Below are 18,758 nucleotides of genomic sequence, written 5' to 3'. Positions count from 1 at the left end.
AAGAACGGCGCGCTGACGCTGTACACCTACAAGGGTGGCAACCGCGACCAGATCGCCGTGGTGCGCTGATCCTTCGGATCACCATAACGACACGAGGGGCGCCGTGGGGCGCCCCTTTTTTGCTTGGTGGCGCGGCGGCGGTCAAGCAGCGGTGGCGGTCGATCGATGCTGCGGCGCTCATCGCCTGCTATCGGCCAGGAGCGGTCTTGGTTCTATCGGCCCGGCAGTAGTCGCACGCGAGAGTTCAAGTTGACGAGGTCGCGGCCCCTTCGCGACACATTGCGCTGAGAGCCGAGCCTCGCTTGACCACGAACGCCATGAGCAAGGCTGGATATTGCGGACTCGCGGCCTTCTGAATCGATGGCCGTCGTGCAAGCGCTTCACGCCACCGACGCACCTTTGGCAGGTCGTCCCAGAACCCGAAGTCGGCGATGGTGTCGAACACGTCGAAGTACCGGAACACCGGCCCGAAGACCGCGTCGACGATGCTGAACGATGCGCCCGCGAAGAACGGCCCCGAGCCGAGCGCGGCCTCCAGTTGCTGAAGCCTCTCCCGGATGTCCGCTGCCCGTACCTGCAGCGTCTGCTCGTCGGGGGCGTTGTAGAAGGCCCCGATGAGGTTCAGCACGTTGGAGCCGAACTCCATCCACGAGCGGTGACGGGCTCGCTCGAGCGCATTGGCAGGGTGCAGCCGAGGCAGCGTCGTGTCGTCCAGGAATTCGCAGATGACGGCCGACTCGAAGATGGCCTCGTCGCCGACGAGCAGCACGGGCGTCTTGCCCAGCGGCGACACACGCAGGAACCAGTCGGGCTTGCGGGCCAGGTCGATATCCCGCCGCTCGAATGGCACCTCCTTCTCGGCCAGCACGATGGCCGCGCGCTGCACGTACGGACACAGCGCGTGGCTGACCAAGGTCAGTCCGGCGACGCTCATTTCATTCGCCCCAGACATAGTGCAAGACGCCGTCTTCGACGCGTGTGGGAAGCCGCATGGCCTGCTGCCCAGGAGCCGGACCACGCAGGCAGGCACCTGTGGATGCGTCGTGGCGCTGACCGTGCCAGCCGCAGACGAGTTCACCGTCCTTCCACTCCAGCGGACCACCCAGGTGAGGGCAGATTGCCAGGGTGGCACAGACTTGTCCCTCCGCCCGGTACGCAAGTGCCGGGCGGCCGAAGAAGTCCACTGTGACTGCTCCGGACTCCGGAATCTGCTCGATGGCGATCAATGCTTGCTTCATCAAAGTCTCCGATGTGGGTCAGGCAAAGCGAGGGGTGAACTTTGACGAACGCTTTAGAGCAACAGCCCCGTCACCCAGCAGCCACAGCGCAATGGAGGCGACGATCAGGAACACCGGGTATTCCCAGCCGCCGCCGGCACTGGTGTGAACCCAGCCGTTGGGCACATGCACCCAGGCAGCCACTGCCATGACGGGGACGAGGGCCAGCGCGGCCTGGCGCGCATAGATTCCCAGCAGGAGTGCGAGGCCGCCAACCAGTTCGACTGCAAAGACGGGGTACGCCAGGAAGCCGGGGAACCCGATGCTGGTGAAGAACTGTGCGGTGCCCGGCAGGGTGAAGACGAACAGCTTCAGCAGCGCGTGGGCGATCCACATGACACCGAGGCTCACGCGCAGCAGCGCGATGCCCCAGGCAGCGGAGGAGGAGGTGGCGGGAACGGAATTCATGGGACAGGGATGGAAGTGAATGACGAAGCCAATGTAGGATTGCCCCAAGGCAAACGCCATAGGCCGAAAGGAAATTGATGATTGCTCGAACGCAATACAGAATTGGGCCAGGCGACCTGGAGATGACCTTGGCCATGACGCGCACAGGGACCTTGGCGGCCGCGGGAGAGCGGCTGGGGGTCGACGCCTCGACGGTGTTTCGGGCCTTGCAGCGCATCGAACGCGGCCTGGGTCGACCGCTGTTCGAGCGAACGCGTACGGGCTACGTGCCGACTGAACTCGCCCAGGAGCTGGCCGTTCAGGCGGAATCCATCGAGAGTGCGCTTGAGGCGGCGCGCGCCACGGTGGAGTCGGCGCCGTCCCACATCTCGGGCACAGTTCGTATTACGACAACCGACACCGTCCTGCATGGTCTGGTCGCGCCAGCGCTGGCTTCCTTGCGAGAGGAGCACCCCCACCTGGCCTTCGAGCTGCACACTGGCAATGAACTGGCGAGCCTCACGCGGCGCGATGCGGACATCGCGGTTCGGGCGACAAAGCGCCCACCCGCTCACCTCGTCGGCAAGCAGATCGGGCCGATCCGCGTGGCGCTGTATGCGGCGCGCCGGGCTCGGCTTCGGAGCTTCGAGCCGGCCCAGGCGGGGAGCCTGGACTGGGTGGCGCCCGACGAAGCCCTACCCGAGCATCCTTCGGTCGTGTGGCGCAAGCGCCACTTTCCAAAGGTGGCTCCTCGATATCAGGTCGGCAGCATCCTGTCCGTGTTGGAGCTCGTAGCCTTGGGCCTGGGTGTCGGCGTGGTTCCCTTGTTCCTTGCGGAAGGTCGAAAAGATCTCGTGCGCTTGACCGACCCGCTGCCGGAGTGCGAGACGGAGCTGTGGCTGCTTACGCATCCGGATGCACGACATCTGCGCAGAGTGGGCGCCGTTTACGCGCACCTCTCCAAGGCCATTCAGCTTCCCTGATTGCTAGCTGAGCCGCAATGGTGAGGTGAGCGACCGGTCTCGATGGCCGTCTTGGATCGCTGAGGGTCGAGAACAGGCGGCCAGAGGCGCAAGGCAACCGTCTGAGTTCAGTCTCGAGTCGCCGTCCACGTCCTGGGAGCCTGCCCGGTCGAGGCGACACACGGTCGCCGCCAGCGGGTCACGATGCGTCGTTAGACGAGCCTTCGCTCATGCGAACTTGGCGACAGGGCCGCGCCACGGCCTGGCCAGATGGAGCCAGCACGGGCTTCAACGCCAGACGGCCGCCGGCTCGCGCTACTTGAGCACCTGCACGGCGGTCACCGTCATCGCACCGTTCAGGTTGTCGGCCGCGAACCTGATCTTGTCGCCCGGGTTCAGGCCCTCGAGCAGCTGGGGGTCACTGACCTTGAAGACCATGGTCATCGGGGGCATGTCCAGGTTCTTGATCGGGCCGTGCTTGAGCGTGAGCTTGCCCTGGGCCTTGTCCACCTTGCGGACTTCGCCGTCACTGGTGGGCTCCGGGGCTGCCGAGACCGCTGGCGCGGGGCGGGTTGAGGGGTCGGTGGGCGTCTGGGCCTGGGCCGGTGCCGCGGTGACAGCCAGCGTGGCGAACAGCGTGGCAGCGAGGGTGGGAACGAATGTCATGGGGATCTCCTTCAGGCCTTGGGGTAGGCCGCGAACACGGTGTCGCGCCCGCGCTTGTCGATGAGCAGCACCTGGTAGGGATCCTTCCGGGTTCCCACCTCCATGCCGGGTGAGCCCGCGGGCATGCCGGGAACGGCCAGGCCGATGGCGTCCGGCCGCTGGGCGAGCAGGCGCTTGACCTCGTTGGCCGGCACATGGCCCTCCAGCACATAGCCACCGACCAGCGCCGTGTGGCAGCTCCCGAACCGATCGGGCAGGCCGACACGGCGGCGCATGACGGCGGTGTCGTCCACCAGGGTCACCTTCACGGGAAACCCGGCGGCCTGCATGTGGTCGACCCAGGCGCCGCAGCAGCCACAGTTGGGGTTCTTGTAGACCTCGACCCGGGGCAGTGCCTGGAGCGCGCTTGCGGGCCGGGTCCAGGTTGCCGCCGCGCCGATGGCCAGCGCCATGAATGAACGTCGTTTCACTGGACCACCACCTTTCCGACCATGCCGGCCTCGAAATGACCCGGGATGAGGCAGGCAAACTGGTACTCGCCCGCCTGGGTGAACTGCCAGACGATGCCGCCGCTGGCGCCGGGTTTCACATGCGCCATGTTCGCGTCGGCGTGCTCCATGGTCGGGAACTTCTTCATCAGCTCGGCGTGCTCCTTCAATTCCTGCGGCGTGCCCAGCACCATTTCGTGCAGCTGCCGGCCCTTGTTGGTGACGATGAACTTCACCGTCTGTCCGCGCTGGACGACGACCTCCGAGGGCGTGAAGCGCATCGCATCGCTCATCTCAAGCCGGACCGTGCGCGACACCTTGCCCGGGTCGCCTTCCCTGCCGAAGGCGCGCTCCTCGACCTGGCGGGGGTCATAGCGGTGCGTCTTCATCGGGTGGGTCTCGTCGCCGTGCGCCTGCGCACCCAGGCAGGCCAGCACCAGGCTGGCCGTGGTCAGTGTGTGGAGGGTCTTCATCGCTGTCCTTCAATGGTGGTCATGGCCGCTGGGCTTGCGGACCTGCAAGGTGCTCGCGTCTGACGGTGGCGCCGAGGCCCGCGGCGCGGCGGGCAGGGCGGGGGCCTCGCTGGTGTATTCGGAGGCGAGGGTTCCCGCGGGGTGCCGGTACCAGCCCGGGTCCTTGTAGTCGCCGCGCGCCACGTCGTCGCGCACCTTCACCACGCTGAACATGCCGCCCATGCCCACCGGGCCGAACGGCCCGGTGCCGGTCATCATCGGCAGGGTGTTGTCGGGAATCGGCATCTCCATCTCGGCCATGTCGTGCATGCCGCGCTCGCCCATCACCATGTAGTCGGGCACCAGGCTGGAGATCTTTCTGGCGATGTCGCGATGGTCCACGCCGATCATGGTGGGCACGCCGTGGCCCATCGCGTTCATCGTGTGGTGGCTCTTGTGGCAGTGGATGGCCCAGTCGCCGGCCAGCGCGTTGAACTCGATGGCGCGCATCTGGCCGACGGCAATGTCGGTCGTCACCTCGGGCCAGCGGGCCGACTTGGGCACCCAGCCGCCATCGGTGCCGGTGACCTCGAAATGCGGGCCATGCATGTGGATGGGGTGGTTGGTCATCGTCAGGTTGCCCACGCGGATGCGCACACGGTCGCCGGTGCGGGCCACGAACGGATCGATGCCGGGGAAGGCGCGGCTGTTCCAGGTCCAGAGGTTGAAGTCGAGCATCGTGTTGACCTGGGGGGTCGCACTGCCGGGCGCGATGTCGTAGGCGTTCAGGATGAAGCCGAAATCACGGTCGACCTTGAACTGGCGCGGGTCCTTGGGGTGCACGATGAACAGGCCCATCATGCCCATGGCCATCTGCACCATCTCGTCAGCGTGGGGGTGGTACATGAAGGTGCCGGCGCGCTGCAGCACGAACTCGTACACGAAGGTCTTGCCGACCTGGATGGGCGGCTGGGTCAGGCCGGACACCCCGTCCATGCCCGAGGGCAGCAGGATGCCGTGCCAGTGCACCGAGGTGACCTCCGGCAGCTTGTTGGTGACGAAGATGCGGATGCGGTCGCCCTCCACGGCTTCGATGGTCGGACCGGGGCTGGAGCCGTTGTAGCCCCAGAGATTGGCCGTCATGCCGGGGGCGATCTCGCGCACCACCGGCTCGGCCACCAGGTGGAACTCCTTGACGCCGTCCTTTACGCGCCACGGCAGCGACCAGCCGTTGAGCGTGACGATGGGCTGGTAGGGACGACCGTTGGGCGGCGGCGGCGGCAATTGGGTGGCGGCCGAGGTCTGGACGACCGCCTCGGGCAGCAACGCCGCCCCGGCGCGGCTGACGGCGGCGGCACCCAGGAAGGTGGCACCAGCGGCCTTGAAGAAGGTTCTGCGGTTGCTCATGGTGGTTTCGGGGGTCAGTGGCCGCCAGCCGGGCTGGCTGCGGCTGTGCGGGCGGCGCCCGGCGCGCTGGGCGTGCCGGGCGAGCCGCTGGTCAGGGCGGTCTGCAGGTGGGTCTGGGCCACCCAGAAGTCGCGCAGCGACTCCACGGCGCCCACCACGCCGGCGATCTGATCCTTGGCGTCGGCCAGCAGATCGAAGACGCTGGTCAGCATGCCGTTGTAGCGCAGCAGGTTCTCCTCGGAGATGCGCTTGCGCAGGGGCACCACCTCGTCCCGGTAGTGCCTGGCCAGGTCGTAGGCCGTGCGGTAGGCCGAATAGGACTCGCGCACTTCGGACTGGGCCTGCACCGCGATGGCCGCCGTGCGGTTCAGCGCCTGCAGGTAGATCGCCTCGGCGCGGGCCACGCGGGCCGAACCGAAGTCGAACAGCGGCAGCGCCAGCTCGATCTCGTAGCCGTTGGTGCGCCGCTCACCCGTGGCGCTGGCGTTGGCGTAGCCGGCATGCAGCACATTGACGAAGCGCGTGGCCTGAGACAGGCCCAGCGAACGGGCGGTGGCCTCGGCCGAGCGTTTGGCCAGCCGCACGTCGAGCCGCTGGTCCATCGCCGTCTGCTCGGCGTCTCGCGGCTCGAGCGGCACCGCCGGCAGGTCCGGCAGGCGCTCCGGCAACTGGATGCCCAGCTGGTCGCGGGTCAGGCCCAGGGCGCGGACCAGGCGTTCCTTCGCGGCCACGGCCTGGTGCTGCGTGCGTGCCAGGTTGGCGGTGGCGTCGGCGTAGAACGACTGTTCGCGCATCTGGGCCAGCCGGCTGAAGTTGCCCGCGGCCACCATGCGACGGGCCAGTTCGTTCGAGGTCTCCGCGGCCTCCTTGACCTGGCCGAAGTAGCCCACCAGCTGCTGCGCCGCGACGGCTTCGAAGTAGGCCTGGCGAGCCGCCTGGGCCACGGCCACGGTGTCGAGCGCCGCCTGTATCTGGGCCTGCTCGAAGCGCCGCTGTTCGACCTGGCGTGCCACGGGCATCGTGAAGAGTCCCAGCACATCGAACAGCACCGCCCGGTCGATGTCGACCGACCCACGGCCGCTCTGGCGCCCGAAGCTGAACGAGGGATTGGCCCATCGGCCTGCCCGGACCAGGTCGGCCTCGGCCACGCCCAGCTCCGCATAGCTGGCCTGCAGCGCGGCGTTGTTCAGCAGTGCCAGCTCGACGGCGCTGTCGGCTGTCAGCGGCTGCTTGACCAACTGGGCCACGCGTGCCGCGGCGGCCGATTGCGCGTCGGCGCTGCGTTGCAGCGACGGCGACTGCCCGATGCGCTCCCTGGTCAGTGCGTCGACCTCGTTGAACCCACCGTCCGGCGAGAACGATGCGCAGCCGGCCAGCAGCAGGCTGGCGGCAGCCACCGCGGTGAGGCGCATCATGGCCGGCCTCCGTGCATCTGGTCGTGACCGCCGCGGTGCATGTGGTGCGGCATGGCCTTGGAGGCCGCAGAGGGCATGGGCATCGCCGGTCTGGCTGGCGAGGCCATGCTGGAAGCGGGCGCGGCGGCCGGCGGGGCGGCGGACTTCAGGGCGGCCGTGCCCACGGTCTCGTTCAGGCGGCGCCAGTCACCCGGCTCGATGTCGCGGTAGGCCTGGTAGTTCGTGAACGCGGTGGGGGTGGGCAGGGTGCCCGGTTCGGTGCGCTGGAGCGCCTGCCCGATGGCCAGCATCGGCATGCTGGCGAGCAGGGGCGCCACCCAGCGGGTGACGGATGTCTTCATGGCGTGAACGCATCTGGCGGCCGGGGCATGGCGCCCGGCCAGACAACCCGTCCGGCAGGCGGACGAGTCCCGACGGGCCTGCTGGCGCAGGCCGGGTGGGGTCAGAGGGTTCGGGGTGGCCGGTCCTGGCCGTCAAGCTGGAAATCCAGCGCGGGCAAGGACAGGCTGGGGAACAGGGTCCGCGCCACCGGCGTGGCGACCCAGGGGGACGGGAAGGCCGTCAGCAGCGCCGCCACGCCACAGCCACTGGCGCAGATGTGGCAGGTGTCGCTCGTGGTGCTGTCAGTTGCATCGGTCGCTGCGTGCTCCGGTGCACCGTGGGCGTGATGGTCGGCATGGGCCTGCGCATCGCCGTGGTGATGACCGACCACGGTGTCTGCGTCATCCAGGTGAAGGGCCTGATGCACGTGCGCGGTCGAGGCAGGCCGTTGGCCCGCCCCGCCCATCTCCGCGCACACCATGGTGACCGCCACCGCACCCCGGATGGGGAGCAGCAAGGCCACCAGCAGCAGCACGAGGACGCGAATCGACTTCACAAGGACACGGGCCAGAGCAAAACAGGGGAACGGCGCAGAACCTCAAGCATAAACCCTCCTGCATTGGGACGGTCAAGTCGACCCGATGGGGTACCGATGGCCGCCATGGTCAAGGCCGGCGCGCTGCCGCTGTACACCGACAGCGCTGGCAAGCGCGACAAGATCGCGGTGGTGCGCTGATCCTTCGCGTCATCACATTGACACCAGGGGCGCCGCGAGGCGCCCCTTCTTGGGTGGTCAGAACGTGGCCCAGTCCTTGTCCGCCGAGGCGACCGCGGCCGGTTCGGCCGGCTTGGCCGGCGGGATCCGGGCGGCTGTGGCGCGAAGCGCAGCCGGGCGAGTCACCGGCGCGCGCGTGGCGCTCGAGTTGACCGCGGGCGGCGCCACGTCGTGCGCCAGCTTGAACACCGACACCGTCTCCACGAGCTGCTGCGCCTGCGTCTTCAGGCTCTCCGCGGCGGCGGCGCTTTCCTCGACCAGCGCGGCGTTCTGCTGCGTGGCCTGGTCCATCTGGCCCACGGCATTGCCCACCTGGGCGATGCCCGAGCTCTGCTCCACGCTGGCCGACGAGATCTCGGCCACGATGTCGCTGACACGGCGGATCGAGCCGACGATCTCGTCCATCGTCTTGCCGGCCCGGTCCACCAGCACCGTGCCCTGCTCGACCTGCTCGACGCTGCGGCCGATCAGGCTCTTGATCTCCTTGGCCGCCTCGGCGCTGCGCTGGGCCAGCGAGCGCACCTCGCTGGCCACCACCGCGAAGCCGCGGCCCTCCTCGCCGGCGCGGGCGGCTTCCACCGCGGCGTTCAGCGCCAGGATATTGGTCTGGAAGGCGATGCCGTCGATCACACCGATGATGTCGCCGATCTTGCGGCTGCTGTCGCTGATGCCCTGCATCGTGGTGACCACCCGGCCGACCACCTCGCCCCCCTGGGCGGCGATGCCGGAGGCGCCCTGCGCCAGCTGGTTGGCCTGCCTGGCGCTCTCGGCGTTGTTGCGCACCGTGGAGCTGAGCTCTTCCATCGTGGCCGCGGTCTGCTGCAGCGCGCTGGCCTGCTCCTCGGTGCGCTGGCTCAGGTCGGCATTGCCCTGGGCGATCTGCGCGCTGGCGGTGGCCACGCTCTCGGCGTTGGCGCGCACGCCGGACACCACCGTCGACAGGTTGCCCTGCATGCGCGCCAGGGCTTTCAGCACCTGCGCAGCCTCGTCATGGCCGTCAGCCTGGATCGGCTGGCTGAAGTCGCCTGCCGCCACGCGATCGGCCGCCTGGACGGCATGCGCCAGCGGAGCGGCGATCGAACGCACCAGCCACAGGCCGGACACCGCCGCCGCGCCCAACGCCATCAGCACCCCCAGCGCCAGCGACAAGCGGGCCTCGGCATAGGCCTTCTCAGCCCTGGCGCTTTCGTCGGCAGCGCCCTGGTTGTTCAGTTCGACCAGCTTCATCAGCGTGTCGCCGGAACGGTCAAAGATCTGTTGACTGTCGGTCTCGAGCATCCGGCGGGCGGCGTCGGTCTCGTTCCGGCGTGAGGTGGCGATCAGCGTCTCGTGCATCGCCTGGTAGGCCTTCCAGTCGGCAGCGAAGCTGTCGTAGAGCTTCTGCTCCTCGGCGCTGCTGATCAGTGGCACATAGGCGTCGCGGTTCTTGTCGAAGTCGGCCTTGATGGCGGCGATCTCCTTCTCGATGCGGGCCATCTCGGCGTCGTCGGTGCTCAGCACATGCCGGACCTCGGCCAGGCGGAAGTCCGAGGTGAGGGTGTTCATCGCATTCACCCGCTTGACACTGGGCAGCCAGTTGTCGGTGATCTCGTGGGTGGAGGCGCGCATCGCGCTCATCTGCCACAGCGCCAGGCCCGACAGTGCCATGACGAGGACCACCAGCAGCGCAAAGGCCGCGGTCAGGCGCGTCGTGATCTTCAGCTTGTTCAACATTCGTGTCTCCAGCGCCTGGCGTTGCCCACGGCGAATCACCCCGCCCGCGGCAAAACGGGCGAGGAGGGGCTTTGTCCGATGATCCCGGTCTTATCGGCCGCCGGAGGCCGGAGTTGAGGCCCTGGTACCGGGCCTTCTTCACGGTTCGCCGCGCCGATGCTTTGGGTGCCAGCGGTGGCGCCGCTGATCGCGCCCCGCAGCTGCTCCAGCGCCTGCACCACGCGCGCCGCGGCATCGTGGTGCAGGTCGTGGCCGGCGCGCGGCAGCGTCTCAGTCGGCACGGCCAAAGGGGTCCGGCCCATCCCTGCGCAGGCGTGACAACACCCGCCGATGGTCGGCCGACTCCACCGTGTTGAAACGGCCGGAGAACAGCAGCCGAGCCGACAGCCCGGCCGTCGGTGCGCTCAGTGCCCGGTCAGCGACACCGGCAACCGGATCCGCAGGAACTCGGTGTCGTCGGCCGTCAGCGCGCGGCCACCGCCGTAGGGGAAGTTGTTGTCGTTGGCCACCAGCAGCGTGCGCTCGTCGATCACCGTGACGTTCTCGATCGTCACGTAGGGCAGCGTGAAGACCTGGCTGCCGTCGCCGTTCAGGTCATGCGGGTCGGCCAGGTTCATCAGGTCGACCAGCTCGGTCTTCTGGACAACACCGCCCGGCGCCACGCCCGCCAGGTCCACCAGGAAGAGCTTCTTGAACGGCGTGCCGCCGCTGGTGGCGGTGGCGCCGTTGCGCTCGATGACGATGAAGCGCTGGTCATCGATGGCCACCATGTCGCCGATGTTGGTGCCCGCGGCTTCCAGCACGTAGTGGTAGCGCACGCCGGTGTAGGCCTCGGTGGCCAGATCGAACTGGTCGATGCGCAGCGTCTTGGCCGCATCGCCCGCCACGGTCTTCTCCAGCAGCGTGTACAGCTGCGTGCCGCTGGCGTTCAGCGCCAGGCCCTCAAAGCCGCCGCTGGCCGGCAGGTTGGCGCTGGCGTGGCCGCTGAGCACGTCGTTGTTCTCAGGTGCGTAAACACCCGGCAGCGGAATGGGCGCGCGCAGCAGCGTGCCCTGCGCGTCGGTCTTCAGCAGGTAGGGGCCGAACTCGTCGCCCAGCCAGTAGTTGCCGTGGCTGTCGCGGCGGATCGACTCAATGTCAAAGTCGGCACCGGTCAGCAGCCGACGCTCGCGCACCGTGGCATCCACCGCTGGCTTGGCCGGGTCGTTGTAGTAGTGCTCGAAGTCGGCCTGGATGGCCCAGGGCACCTGGTGCTGGGCGTCATTGAATGACAGGCGGGTGCTGGCATCAAAGGCATCGCGCGGGCGGCCCGACGCCAGGTCGGCTGGGCTGACGCTGCCGCTGCCGCCGCGCGCCGTCTTCCAGTCGATCTTCAGCGTGTAGGCCCGCAGCACCGCATCGGCCGAGTTGGCCCTGGCGCCAAAGCCGTTGTCCACCAGGAACAGGAAGCTGTTGCGGCGCGGTCCCGGCAACACGCCCGAGAAGCCCTGCACCGGCTGCTGCCCCAGATAGGGCGGCAGGTACGTGCCATAGGGGTTGGGCGCCGCAAACTGGCCCGACGTGGGGCCATCGGCAAAGGTGGCGGCGGGCATCAGCGCCCAGCCCGTCAAGGTCTGCGCCTGCGCGCCGCAGGCCAGCAGCATCGCGGCGGCCCATGCACATGTCCTGATCTTCATGTCCTGCTCCTCAAGGCGTTGGTGACGACGCTGGGCATCGTCGCGGGGGAGCGTGTCGGGGGCGTGACGGCCGGGGTCAGCCGCTGGGTGGGCTGTTGGCGCCGGGATCCGCCGAGCGCGCAGGCTGTGTCCACCCTGGTCGTGCGGACGCCTGCACGCGCTGCCCGTGCGCTGCGTACACTCGGTCCGCTTGCTGTCCTGCAAGCGCCTTGAAACAGGAACCGCTGATGACCCCAGGTGGCCGTGTCATGTTGTTGTCGGCATGCATCACCGCCTGGGCGGGGGCGGTGCAGGCGCAGGCTTCGTCCACGGCGCCGCCGATCACCCGGGCCCGCCTGTGGCAGGTGGTGAACACGGCCCAGGCCCAAGGCTTCGCGGGCGAGGTGCTGGTGGCCGATGCCGACAGCGTGTGGTTCGAGCAGGCTGTGGGACTGGCCCGGCGCCAACCCGACGTGGCGCACCAGCCTGGCGCGGTGTGGCGCTGGGGGTCGGTGAGCAAGCAGGTGACGGTGACCCTGGCCATGCAACAGGTGGATGCCGGTCGGCTGGCGCTGGACGACACGCTCGCCAGGCGCTGGCCGGCGTTCCAGGCGCCGGGGGCCGCGCAGATCACCGTGCGGCACCTGATGCAGCACACCTCCGGCCTGGCGCACACCGACGACAGCCCCCGGGACGCCGATGGCGTCTGGTCCTTCTACCGCCGCAAGGGCCCACCCTGGCAGCCCGAAGCGCTGCGCTTCTGCGCCGGGCCGGCGAAGGCCGTGCCGGGCGAGCGCTTCCTCTACGGCGACTGCGACACGCTGGTGTTGGCCGGTCTGCTCGAACAGGTCACCGGGCAGCCCCTGCGTCAGCTCCTCCAGCAGCGCCTGGCCAAGCCCCTGGGCCTGGCCAGCCTTCGGCTGAACGAGGGCCGGACGCGGGCGATGGCGGTGGCCATGGATGCCAAGGGCCAACCAGTACCGCAACCGGTGATGGCCACCTACGGCGCCGCCGGCGCAATGGAAGGCACGGCGCGCGACCTGCTGACCTTCAACCGCGCCCTGTTGGCCGGGCGCCTGGTCAGCGCGTCATCGCGCCAGGCGATGTGGACCGGTGAGCCGAAGTGGGGCTATGCCGGCCTGGGGGTGTGGGCCTTCGCCGCGCCGATCGCCGGCTGTGCCGAGCCGCTGGACCTGGTGGAGCGCCGCGGCTATGTCGGGGGCATCCAGGCGCGCAACATCATCGTGCCGGCGCGCGGCATCTCGGTCGTGGTGTTCAGCAACCAGGCCGACTTCGACTTCGGCGAGATCTGGCAGGGCAAGGGCCTGTCGCATGACGTGCTGGCCGCGGCGCTGTGTGCGTCCGCGCAGGGCGCCGGGTGACGCGCCAGGCCCCAGCCCCCTGATCAGGCTAGGGCGTCAGCCTGAGCGCCTGCTTCACATGTGCCGCGACATCCTCTTCGCTGAGGTACTCCGTTCGCACATCCCCCCGCAACCACATCTCCGCCTGATCGCGGTAATGCGGGTCGCCCCACACGCCGCTCTGGCCCACGGGGTTGCTGCCCTGGGCCTGGTCGGGGTGGGCGAAGTCGATGACGCGGCGGGTGCTGGGGCCGTAGGTCACGGCCCAGGGGGCCGGGCCGAAGGGCTGGGCCAGGTTGTTGGGGACCTCGCGGCTGCCGGGGGCGGGCCAGGGGCCGATGTTGAAAACCTTGTCCAGCGGGGCCTGGCGGCCCAACGGGTGCACATGCGTGATGGTGTGGGCGCGGCCCCAGGTCCAGGTGGCGGGGTCGGCGCCGTACAGGCCGCGCAGGTGCTGCAGCGCGGCCTGCCAGGCGGCGGCCACGATGGTGGCGCGGGTCTCTTTCTTGTCGGCGGTGTCGCGCCGGTCCCACCAGGGTGAGGCGGGGTCGGCCAGCAGGCGGGGCAGGGCCTGTTCGATGGCGCGGGTGCGGCGCAAGGCCTCCACGCCGCTGCTGCCCGGTTCATCGCCCAGCTCGTCGCCCATCGCCTGGCGGGTCAGCTCGTTGAGCCATTGCCAGAACAGCGTGGGCTCGATCTGGTCGATGCGGTGGTCGCCCTTCCAGGCGGCGAGTTGGTCGATCAGGCGGCGTTCCTCATCGTTGGTGGCAGCGGCGCGCAGCTCGGCCAGCACCGGCGCCAGGGTGCGCGGGCCGAAGTTCGTCTGCACGTCCAGCTGCAGCGCACGGGCGCGCTCCACGGTCCAGCCGCTGGGGGTGGCCTGCAGCTGCTGCTGCAGGCGCAGTGCGCGGTCCCAGGGGTTGTAGTAGCCGGGCACGGGCTCGGCGCTGGCGGGCTGGTGGTTGGCCGACATGATCCAGCCGCGTGCGGGGTTCTCCTCCTGCGGGTTGCGCTCGAAGGGCAGCCAGCCGGGCTTGTCGGCCTCCGCCGTGCGGCCGTCCAGCAGGAAGCTGGGGTGTACGCCGGCGGGGCGCTGCGGCAGGCGGGCGGCGGCCCACCAGGCGATGTCGCCGCTGGCGTTGGCCCACAGCACGTTCAGGCCGGGGGCGTGGATGCCCTTCACCGCGTTGCGCGCGGCGGCCAGGGTGTCGGCGCGGTTCAGTTGGTAGAAGGCTTCCAGCACCGGGTTGTCGCTGTCCATCAGCGTCCACCACATCGCGATGGGGGTGGGACCGGCGTCGGGGCCCAGCACGGTGTTGATGATGGCGCCGTGGGGCGAGCGCTGCAGCACGATGCGCTCGGCCGGCGCGCCCTTCACGGCGATGGCTTCTTCGCGCTGGGTCAGCGGCACCCACTGGCCCTTGATCAGCACCTGGCCGGGGTGGTCGGCGTCGGTGTGCTCGGCCACCAGGTCGATGTCGTCGTTCTGGAACATCGTCAGGCTCCAGCCGAAGCGCTGGTTGTGGCCCAGCAGCGCGGCGGGGCTGAGCGCCTGGAAGTGGCCGTAGAGCTCGAAGCCCGGCGCCTTCAGGTGCGCCTCGTACCAGACGGCCGGCGCGGCGAAGCTGATGTGCGGATCACCGGCCAGCAGCGGCTTGCCGCTGGCGGTGCGTGCGCCCGACAGCACCCAGGCGTTGCTGCCTTCCAGCAGCGGCAGCGCGGCCTGCTGCACGGCGTCCTGGCTCAGCAGGGCCAGCTTGGTCAGGCCCTGCCAGTCGGCCTGGGTGAGGCGCGCGCCGTGGTCGGCCGCGCCTTCGGGGTGCCAGTCCAGATCAAAGATCTTCAGGTAGTCGGGGCCCAGCTGGTCGCGGATGCGGCTGAGGATGGGCTCGGTGCGGAACGCGGCGGCAAAGCTGTAGGCCATGTAGCCGGCCACCGCGTAGGTGTCGGCGGGGGTGAAGTCGCGCCGCGGGATGCCCAGCAGCACGAACTCCAGCGGCAGCGGCCGCGTGGCCTGGTACTGGTTGATGCCGTCCAGGTAGGCGCGCAGCGCCTGGTTGGCGGGGCGGCTCATGTCCAGCGCGGCGGTCTGCTCGTCGGCGCGCTGGCGCAGGCCCAGGGTGCGGAACAGGCGGTCGGTGGGCAGCAGCTTGGGGCCCAGGATCTCGGCCAGCTCGCCACGCGCCAGGCGGCGCATCATCTCCATCTGGAACAGCCGGTCCTGGGCGTGCACCCAGCCCAGCGCGCGGTACAGGTCGGCCTCGTTGGCGGCCTGGAGGTGGGGCACGCCCCACTCGTCGTAGCGCACCGTGACCTCGGCGCTCAGGCCGCTCAGCGGCAGCGTGCCCTCGCGCTGCGGCAGGCGCTGCAGCATGAACCACACGGCAAACGCCACGGCCAGCACGATCAGGAACAGCAGGCCCAGCAGGCCGCGCCACAGCAACTTCTTCATGGCTTGTCGGGGGTGGGGAAGTCGGGGAAGAGCTGACGCCAGCCGTCCAGGCCCAGGCGCTCCAGCGTCTCGATGTTGCGCTCGTAGATGGCCTCGGCCTCGGGGAAGGCGGCCACGGCGCGGTCGATGCTGCTCTCGCGGATCAGGTGCAGCATCGGCCAGGGCGAGCGGTTGGTGTAGTTGGTGATGTCGTCGGCGTCGGTGCCGGCGAACTGGAACCGCGGGTGGAAGCTGGCGATCTGCAGCGTGCCCTCCAGGCCCAGCTGGCGCAGCGCCATGTCGGCCACATCCAGGAAGTCGTTGAAGTCCAGGAAATCGCTCAGCACGCGCGGATGCACCAGCAGCGTGGTGTCGGTCTGCTCGGGGTCCACCGTGGCCAGGTGCTGCAGCTCGGCCAGCAGCTCGGTCAGCAGGGTGTCGGTGTCTGTCGCGTCGGAGATCACGGTGCGCACCTGGCCCTTGACGCGCACGCTCTTGGCGAAGGGGCACAGGTTCAGGCCGATCACGGCCTGGTCCAGCCAGTCCAGGGTCTGGGTACGCACCAGTTCAGGGTCAGGCGGGGTCATCAGGCGGATGGTACGTTCGTCCAGCGGGCCCAGGTGGTGGCGTCCAGCAGCGTCTTGCGGGCGTGGCTGCCCCAGGGCTCGCCACGGCGCAGTGCAGCGGCGAATCCCGGGCCATCAACGATCCAGCTGCCGCCCAGTGCGGTCACGCCGGCGGCGAACAGCGGCGCCGGCCACAGGCCCGCGCCGGGGCCGATCAGCGCCACCTGCTGCGCGCCGTGGCAGGCGGCCAGCACGCCCTCCAGGCTGTGGTTGAGCAGCGTGGTGCTGGTGGCCAGCACCTTGGTGCAGCCGGCCAGCTCGGCGGGGTCCAGCGTCACGCGCACGCCGTCGGCCTCGCCCACCAGGTCGGCGCGCAGCTCCAGCACGGTCAGCCGCGCGCCGCGGGCGGTCACCTGTTTCAGCAGCGGCGGGAAGTAACCCACCATGCCGATGGACTCGCCGGGCTGCGGGTCCAGGCCGGCGATGGAGTCGGGGGCCTCGGGTGGCACCCAGCCGTGGCGGTCGAACAGGTGGCGGGTGAGGGCGTTGACGGCGGCAAAGCCCAGCGTGCGGGCGGCGCCGCCGCGTTCCACCCACCAGTGGGCGATGGTGAGCGGATCGGCCCCGGCCAGGCCCTCGCCGGCCTCACCGCCGGCCAGCCGGGCCAGCGCATCGTCCAGCAGCAGGTAGGCCAGGCCCAGCGAGCCGTCGACCAGCTCCAGCGCGCCGAATTCGCCATCCTTGCTGCCGCTCCAGGGGGTGGGCGGCAGGTGCAGGGCGCGCACCGGCGGACGGGGGCCGGGGCCCAGGGCCTGCGCCAGGGCGTCGACAATGCGGTGGGCCAGGGTGTTCATGGCGGCACATCGTAGTCCCTCTTGAAACCCGGCCAGGCGGCCCCACATGCGCCCCGCACGGCGCGTCAGGCGCCCGCCCCACCTTCTCTCCACAGCAAGAACCATGAGCAAGCAGACCCATTCGTTCCAGGCCGAAGTCAAGCAGATCCTGCACCTCGTCACCCACTCGCTGTACTCCAACAAGGAGATCTTCCTGCGCGAGCTGGTCTCCAACGCGTCGGACGCCTGCGACAAGCTGCGCTTCGAGGCGCTGGACAACGCCGCGCTGTACGAGGACGCGCCCACGCTGGAAGTGCGCGTGTTCTTCGACAAGGAGGCCAAGACCCTGACCATCCGCGACAACGGCATCGGCCTGTCGGCGGAAGAGGCCGCCTCGCACCTGGGCACGATCGCCCGCAGCGGCACGCGCGAGTTCATGGCCAAGCTCGAAGGCGAGCAGAAGAAGGACGCCAACCTGATCGGCCAGTTCGGCGTGGGCTTCTACTCGGGCTTCATCGTCGCCGACCGCATCACCGTGGAAAGCCGCCGCGCGGGCCTCCCGGCCGACCAGGCGGTGCGCTGGAGCAGCGAGGGCACCGGCGAGTTCGAGCTGGAAACCATCGAGCGCGCCGCGCGCGGCACCGACGTGATCCTGCACCTGCGCGACGAGGACGCCGCCGAGTTCCTGTCGGTCTGGAAGCTCAAGTCGATCATCGGCAAGTACAGCGACCACATCTCGCTGCCCATCCTGATGAAGAAGGAAACCTGGGACGCCGAGAAGGGCGAGCAGGTGGTCAGCGACGACTGGGAAACGGTCAACAAGGCCGCTGCGCTGTGGACCCGCGCCAAGAGCGACATCACCGACGCCGAGTACCAGGACTTCTACAAGCAGATCAGCTACGACAGCGAAGCGCCGCTGGCCTACACCCACAACCGCGTGGAGGGCCGCAGCGAGTACACCCAGCTGCTGTACGTGCCGAAGAAGGCGCCGTTCGACCTGTGGAACCGCGACAAGCGCGGCGGCGTCAAGCTCTACGTCAAGCGCGTCTTCATCATGGACGACGCCGAGGCGCTGATGCCCACCTACCTGCGTTTCGTCAAGGGCGTGATCGACTCGGCCGACCTGCCGCTGAACGTCAGCCGCGAGCTGCTGCAGGAAAGCCGCGATGTGAAGGCCATCCGCGAGGGCAGCACCAAGCGCGTGCTGGGCATGCTGGAGTCGCTGGCCGACAGCGACAGCGCCGACGACAAGGCCCGCTACGCCGACTTCTGGAAGGAATTCGGCGCGGTGCTGAAGGAGGGCGTGGGCGAGGACTTCGCCAACCAGGAGCGCTTGGCCAAGCTGCTGCGCTTCGCCTCCACCCACGCCGATGAAGGCGTGTCGTTTGCCGACTACGTGGGCCGCATGAAGGAGGGCCAGAAGGCGATCTACGTGATCACCGCCGACAGCCTGGCCGCGGCCAAGAGCAGCCCGCAGCTGGAGGTCTTCCGCAAGAAGGGCATCGAGGTGCTGCTGCTGACCGACCGCGTGGACGAGTGGCTGCTGAGCCACCTCTACGAGTTCGACGGCCACCCGATCCAGAGCGTGGCCAAGGGCGCGGTGGACCTGGGCGAACTGCAGGACGAGGAAGAAAAGAAGCAGGTCGAGGCCGCCACCGAAGCCTTCAAGCCCACGCTGGAGCGCCTGCAGGCCGCGCTGAAGGACCGGGCCAAGGAGGTGCGTGTCAGCTCGCGCCTGGTGGATTCACCGGCCTGCGTGGTGGCCGACGAGGGCGGCATGAGCGCCCACCTGGCGCGCATGCTCAAGCAGGCGGGCCAGGCGGCGCCGGCCTCGCTGCCCATCCTTGAGGTCAACCCCGAGCATGCGCTGGTCAAGCAGCTGGCCACCGATCCGCGCTTTGACGACCTGGCGCAGATCCTGTTCGACCAGGCGGTGCTGGCCGATGGCGGCCAGCTGGACGATCCTGCGGCCTATGTGAAGCGCGTGACGGCGCTGCTGGCCGCGGCGTGACCGGGCGGCCCGGCGCCCGCGTCCAGGGTGCCGGGCCT

General features: G+C 69.3%; 18 protein-coding genes. 3 read left to right on the top strand and 15 right to left on the bottom strand.

What is annotated here, in order from left to right:
- Positions 1-244: 244 nt before the first annotated feature.
- From KAK07_RS14390 to KAK07_RS14380, 3 genes are read right to left on the bottom strand one after another with little or no spacing between them, the layout of a single operon-like run.
- Entirely contained in the window at positions 245-934 is a 690-nt protein-coding gene (locus tag KAK07_RS14390) for a glutathione S-transferase family protein (RefSeq protein ID WP_210861477.1), read from the bottom strand.
- 1 nt (position 935) lies between these two features.
- Positions 936-1,238, bottom strand: coding sequence for a Rieske (2Fe-2S) protein (locus KAK07_RS14385; protein ID WP_210855914.1), 303 nt, complete (start codon positions 1,236-1,238; stop codon positions 936-938).
- An 18-nt stretch (positions 1,239-1,256) separates the two neighbouring features.
- A complete protein-coding gene (locus tag KAK07_RS14380; protein WP_210855912.1) occupies positions 1,257-1,685 on the bottom strand; it encodes a DoxX family protein in 429 nt (142 codons plus the stop codon).
- 77 nt (positions 1,686-1,762) lie between these two features.
- Between KAK07_RS14380 and KAK07_RS14375 the strand changes: the two genes are divergently transcribed.
- Complete coding sequence (locus tag KAK07_RS14375; RefSeq protein ID WP_210855911.1) at positions 1,763-2,647, top strand: LysR family transcriptional regulator; 885 nt, start codon at positions 1,763-1,765, stop codon at positions 2,645-2,647.
- Positions 2,648-2,941: 294 nt separating this feature from the next.
- Here KAK07_RS14375 and KAK07_RS14370 read toward each other — a convergent pair whose 3' ends face one another.
- The 9 genes from KAK07_RS14370 to KAK07_RS14330 form a co-directional block, all read right to left on the bottom strand.
- Positions 2,942-3,292: a copper-binding protein gene (locus tag KAK07_RS14370; RefSeq protein WP_210861475.1), complete on the bottom strand. Its 351-nt coding sequence runs from the start codon at positions 3,290-3,292 to the stop codon at positions 2,942-2,944.
- 11 nt (positions 3,293-3,303) lie between these two features.
- A complete protein-coding gene (locus tag KAK07_RS14365) occupies positions 3,304-3,744 on the bottom strand; it encodes a DUF411 domain-containing protein (protein WP_210861473.1) in 441 nt (146 codons plus the stop codon).
- Positions 3,745-3,758: 14 nt separating this feature from the next.
- Complete coding sequence (locus tag KAK07_RS14360) at positions 3,759-4,253, bottom strand: cupredoxin domain-containing protein (RefSeq protein ID WP_210861471.1); 495 nt, start codon at positions 4,251-4,253, stop codon at positions 3,759-3,761.
- Between the two features lie 9 nt (positions 4,254-4,262).
- The gene (locus KAK07_RS14355) at positions 4,263-5,639 is read right to left on the bottom strand and encodes a multicopper oxidase family protein (protein WP_210861469.1); all 1,377 of its coding nucleotides are present in this window, start codon (positions 5,637-5,639) and stop codon (positions 4,263-4,265) included.
- 14 nt (positions 5,640-5,653) lie between these two features.
- On the bottom strand, positions 5,654-7,054 hold the full coding sequence (locus KAK07_RS14350; protein WP_210861468.1) for a TolC family protein: 1,401 nt from the start codon (positions 7,052-7,054) through the stop codon (positions 5,654-5,656).
- Positions 7,051-7,395, bottom strand: coding sequence for a hypothetical protein (locus KAK07_RS14345; RefSeq protein ID WP_210861466.1), 345 nt, complete (start codon positions 7,393-7,395; stop codon positions 7,051-7,053). Before KAK07_RS14345 ends, KAK07_RS14350 begins: the two co-directional genes overlap by 4 nt.
- Before the next feature lie 101 nt (positions 7,396-7,496).
- A complete protein-coding gene (locus KAK07_RS14340; RefSeq protein ID WP_210861464.1) occupies positions 7,497-7,931 on the bottom strand; it encodes a hypothetical protein in 435 nt (144 codons plus the stop codon).
- 237 nt (positions 7,932-8,168) lie between these two features.
- Positions 8,169-9,863, bottom strand: coding sequence for a methyl-accepting chemotaxis protein (locus KAK07_RS25795; RefSeq protein WP_210861462.1), 1,695 nt, complete (start codon positions 9,861-9,863; stop codon positions 8,169-8,171).
- Between the two features lie 404 nt (positions 9,864-10,267).
- On the bottom strand, positions 10,268-11,539 hold the full coding sequence (locus KAK07_RS14330) for an esterase-like activity of phytase family protein (protein ID WP_210861460.1): 1,272 nt from the start codon (positions 11,537-11,539) through the stop codon (positions 10,268-10,270).
- 248 nt (positions 11,540-11,787) lie between these two features.
- On the opposite strand from KAK07_RS14330, the gene KAK07_RS14325 reads away from it, so the two are divergent.
- Positions 11,788-12,900, top strand: coding sequence for a serine hydrolase domain-containing protein (locus tag KAK07_RS14325; RefSeq protein WP_210855891.1), 1,113 nt, complete (start codon positions 11,788-11,790; stop codon positions 12,898-12,900).
- Between the two features lie 28 nt (positions 12,901-12,928).
- Here KAK07_RS14325 and KAK07_RS14320 read toward each other — a convergent pair whose 3' ends face one another.
- The 3 genes from KAK07_RS14320 to KAK07_RS14310 are packed head-to-tail and all read right to left on the bottom strand — an operon-like array spanning position 12,929 to position 16,730.
- Positions 12,929-15,331 carry a penicillin acylase family protein gene (locus KAK07_RS14320; RefSeq protein WP_210861458.1) on the bottom strand — a complete coding sequence of 801 codons (2,403 nt, stop codon included), beginning with the start codon at positions 15,329-15,331 and terminating at the stop codon, positions 12,929-12,931.
- Positions 15,328-15,897 carry a DUF1415 domain-containing protein gene (locus KAK07_RS14315; RefSeq protein WP_210855887.1) on the bottom strand — a complete coding sequence of 190 codons (570 nt, stop codon included), beginning with the start codon at positions 15,895-15,897 and terminating at the stop codon, positions 15,328-15,330. The genes KAK07_RS14320 and KAK07_RS14315 overlap by 4 nt, the downstream gene beginning before the upstream one ends.
- The gene (locus KAK07_RS14310) at positions 15,897-16,730 is read right to left on the bottom strand and encodes a Rossmann-like domain-containing protein (RefSeq protein WP_210855885.1); all 834 of its coding nucleotides are present in this window, start codon (positions 16,728-16,730) and stop codon (positions 15,897-15,899) included. Before KAK07_RS14310 ends, KAK07_RS14315 begins: the two co-directional genes overlap by 1 nt.
- Before the next feature lie 103 nt (positions 16,731-16,833).
- Between KAK07_RS14310 and htpG the strand changes: the two genes are divergently transcribed.
- Entirely contained in the window at positions 16,834-18,720 is a 1,887-nt protein-coding gene (htpG, locus tag KAK07_RS14305) for a molecular chaperone HtpG (protein WP_210855883.1), read from the top strand.
- The last annotated feature ends 38 nt before the right edge of the window (positions 18,721-18,758 follow it).

Source organism: Ideonella alba (genome assembly GCF_018069875.1).
GTDB lineage: Bacteria > Pseudomonadota > Gammaproteobacteria > Burkholderiales > Burkholderiaceae_C > Ideonella > Ideonella alba.
Note: the sequence above shows the minus strand (reverse complement) of the source record. Positions and strands in the feature narration are given on the sequence as shown.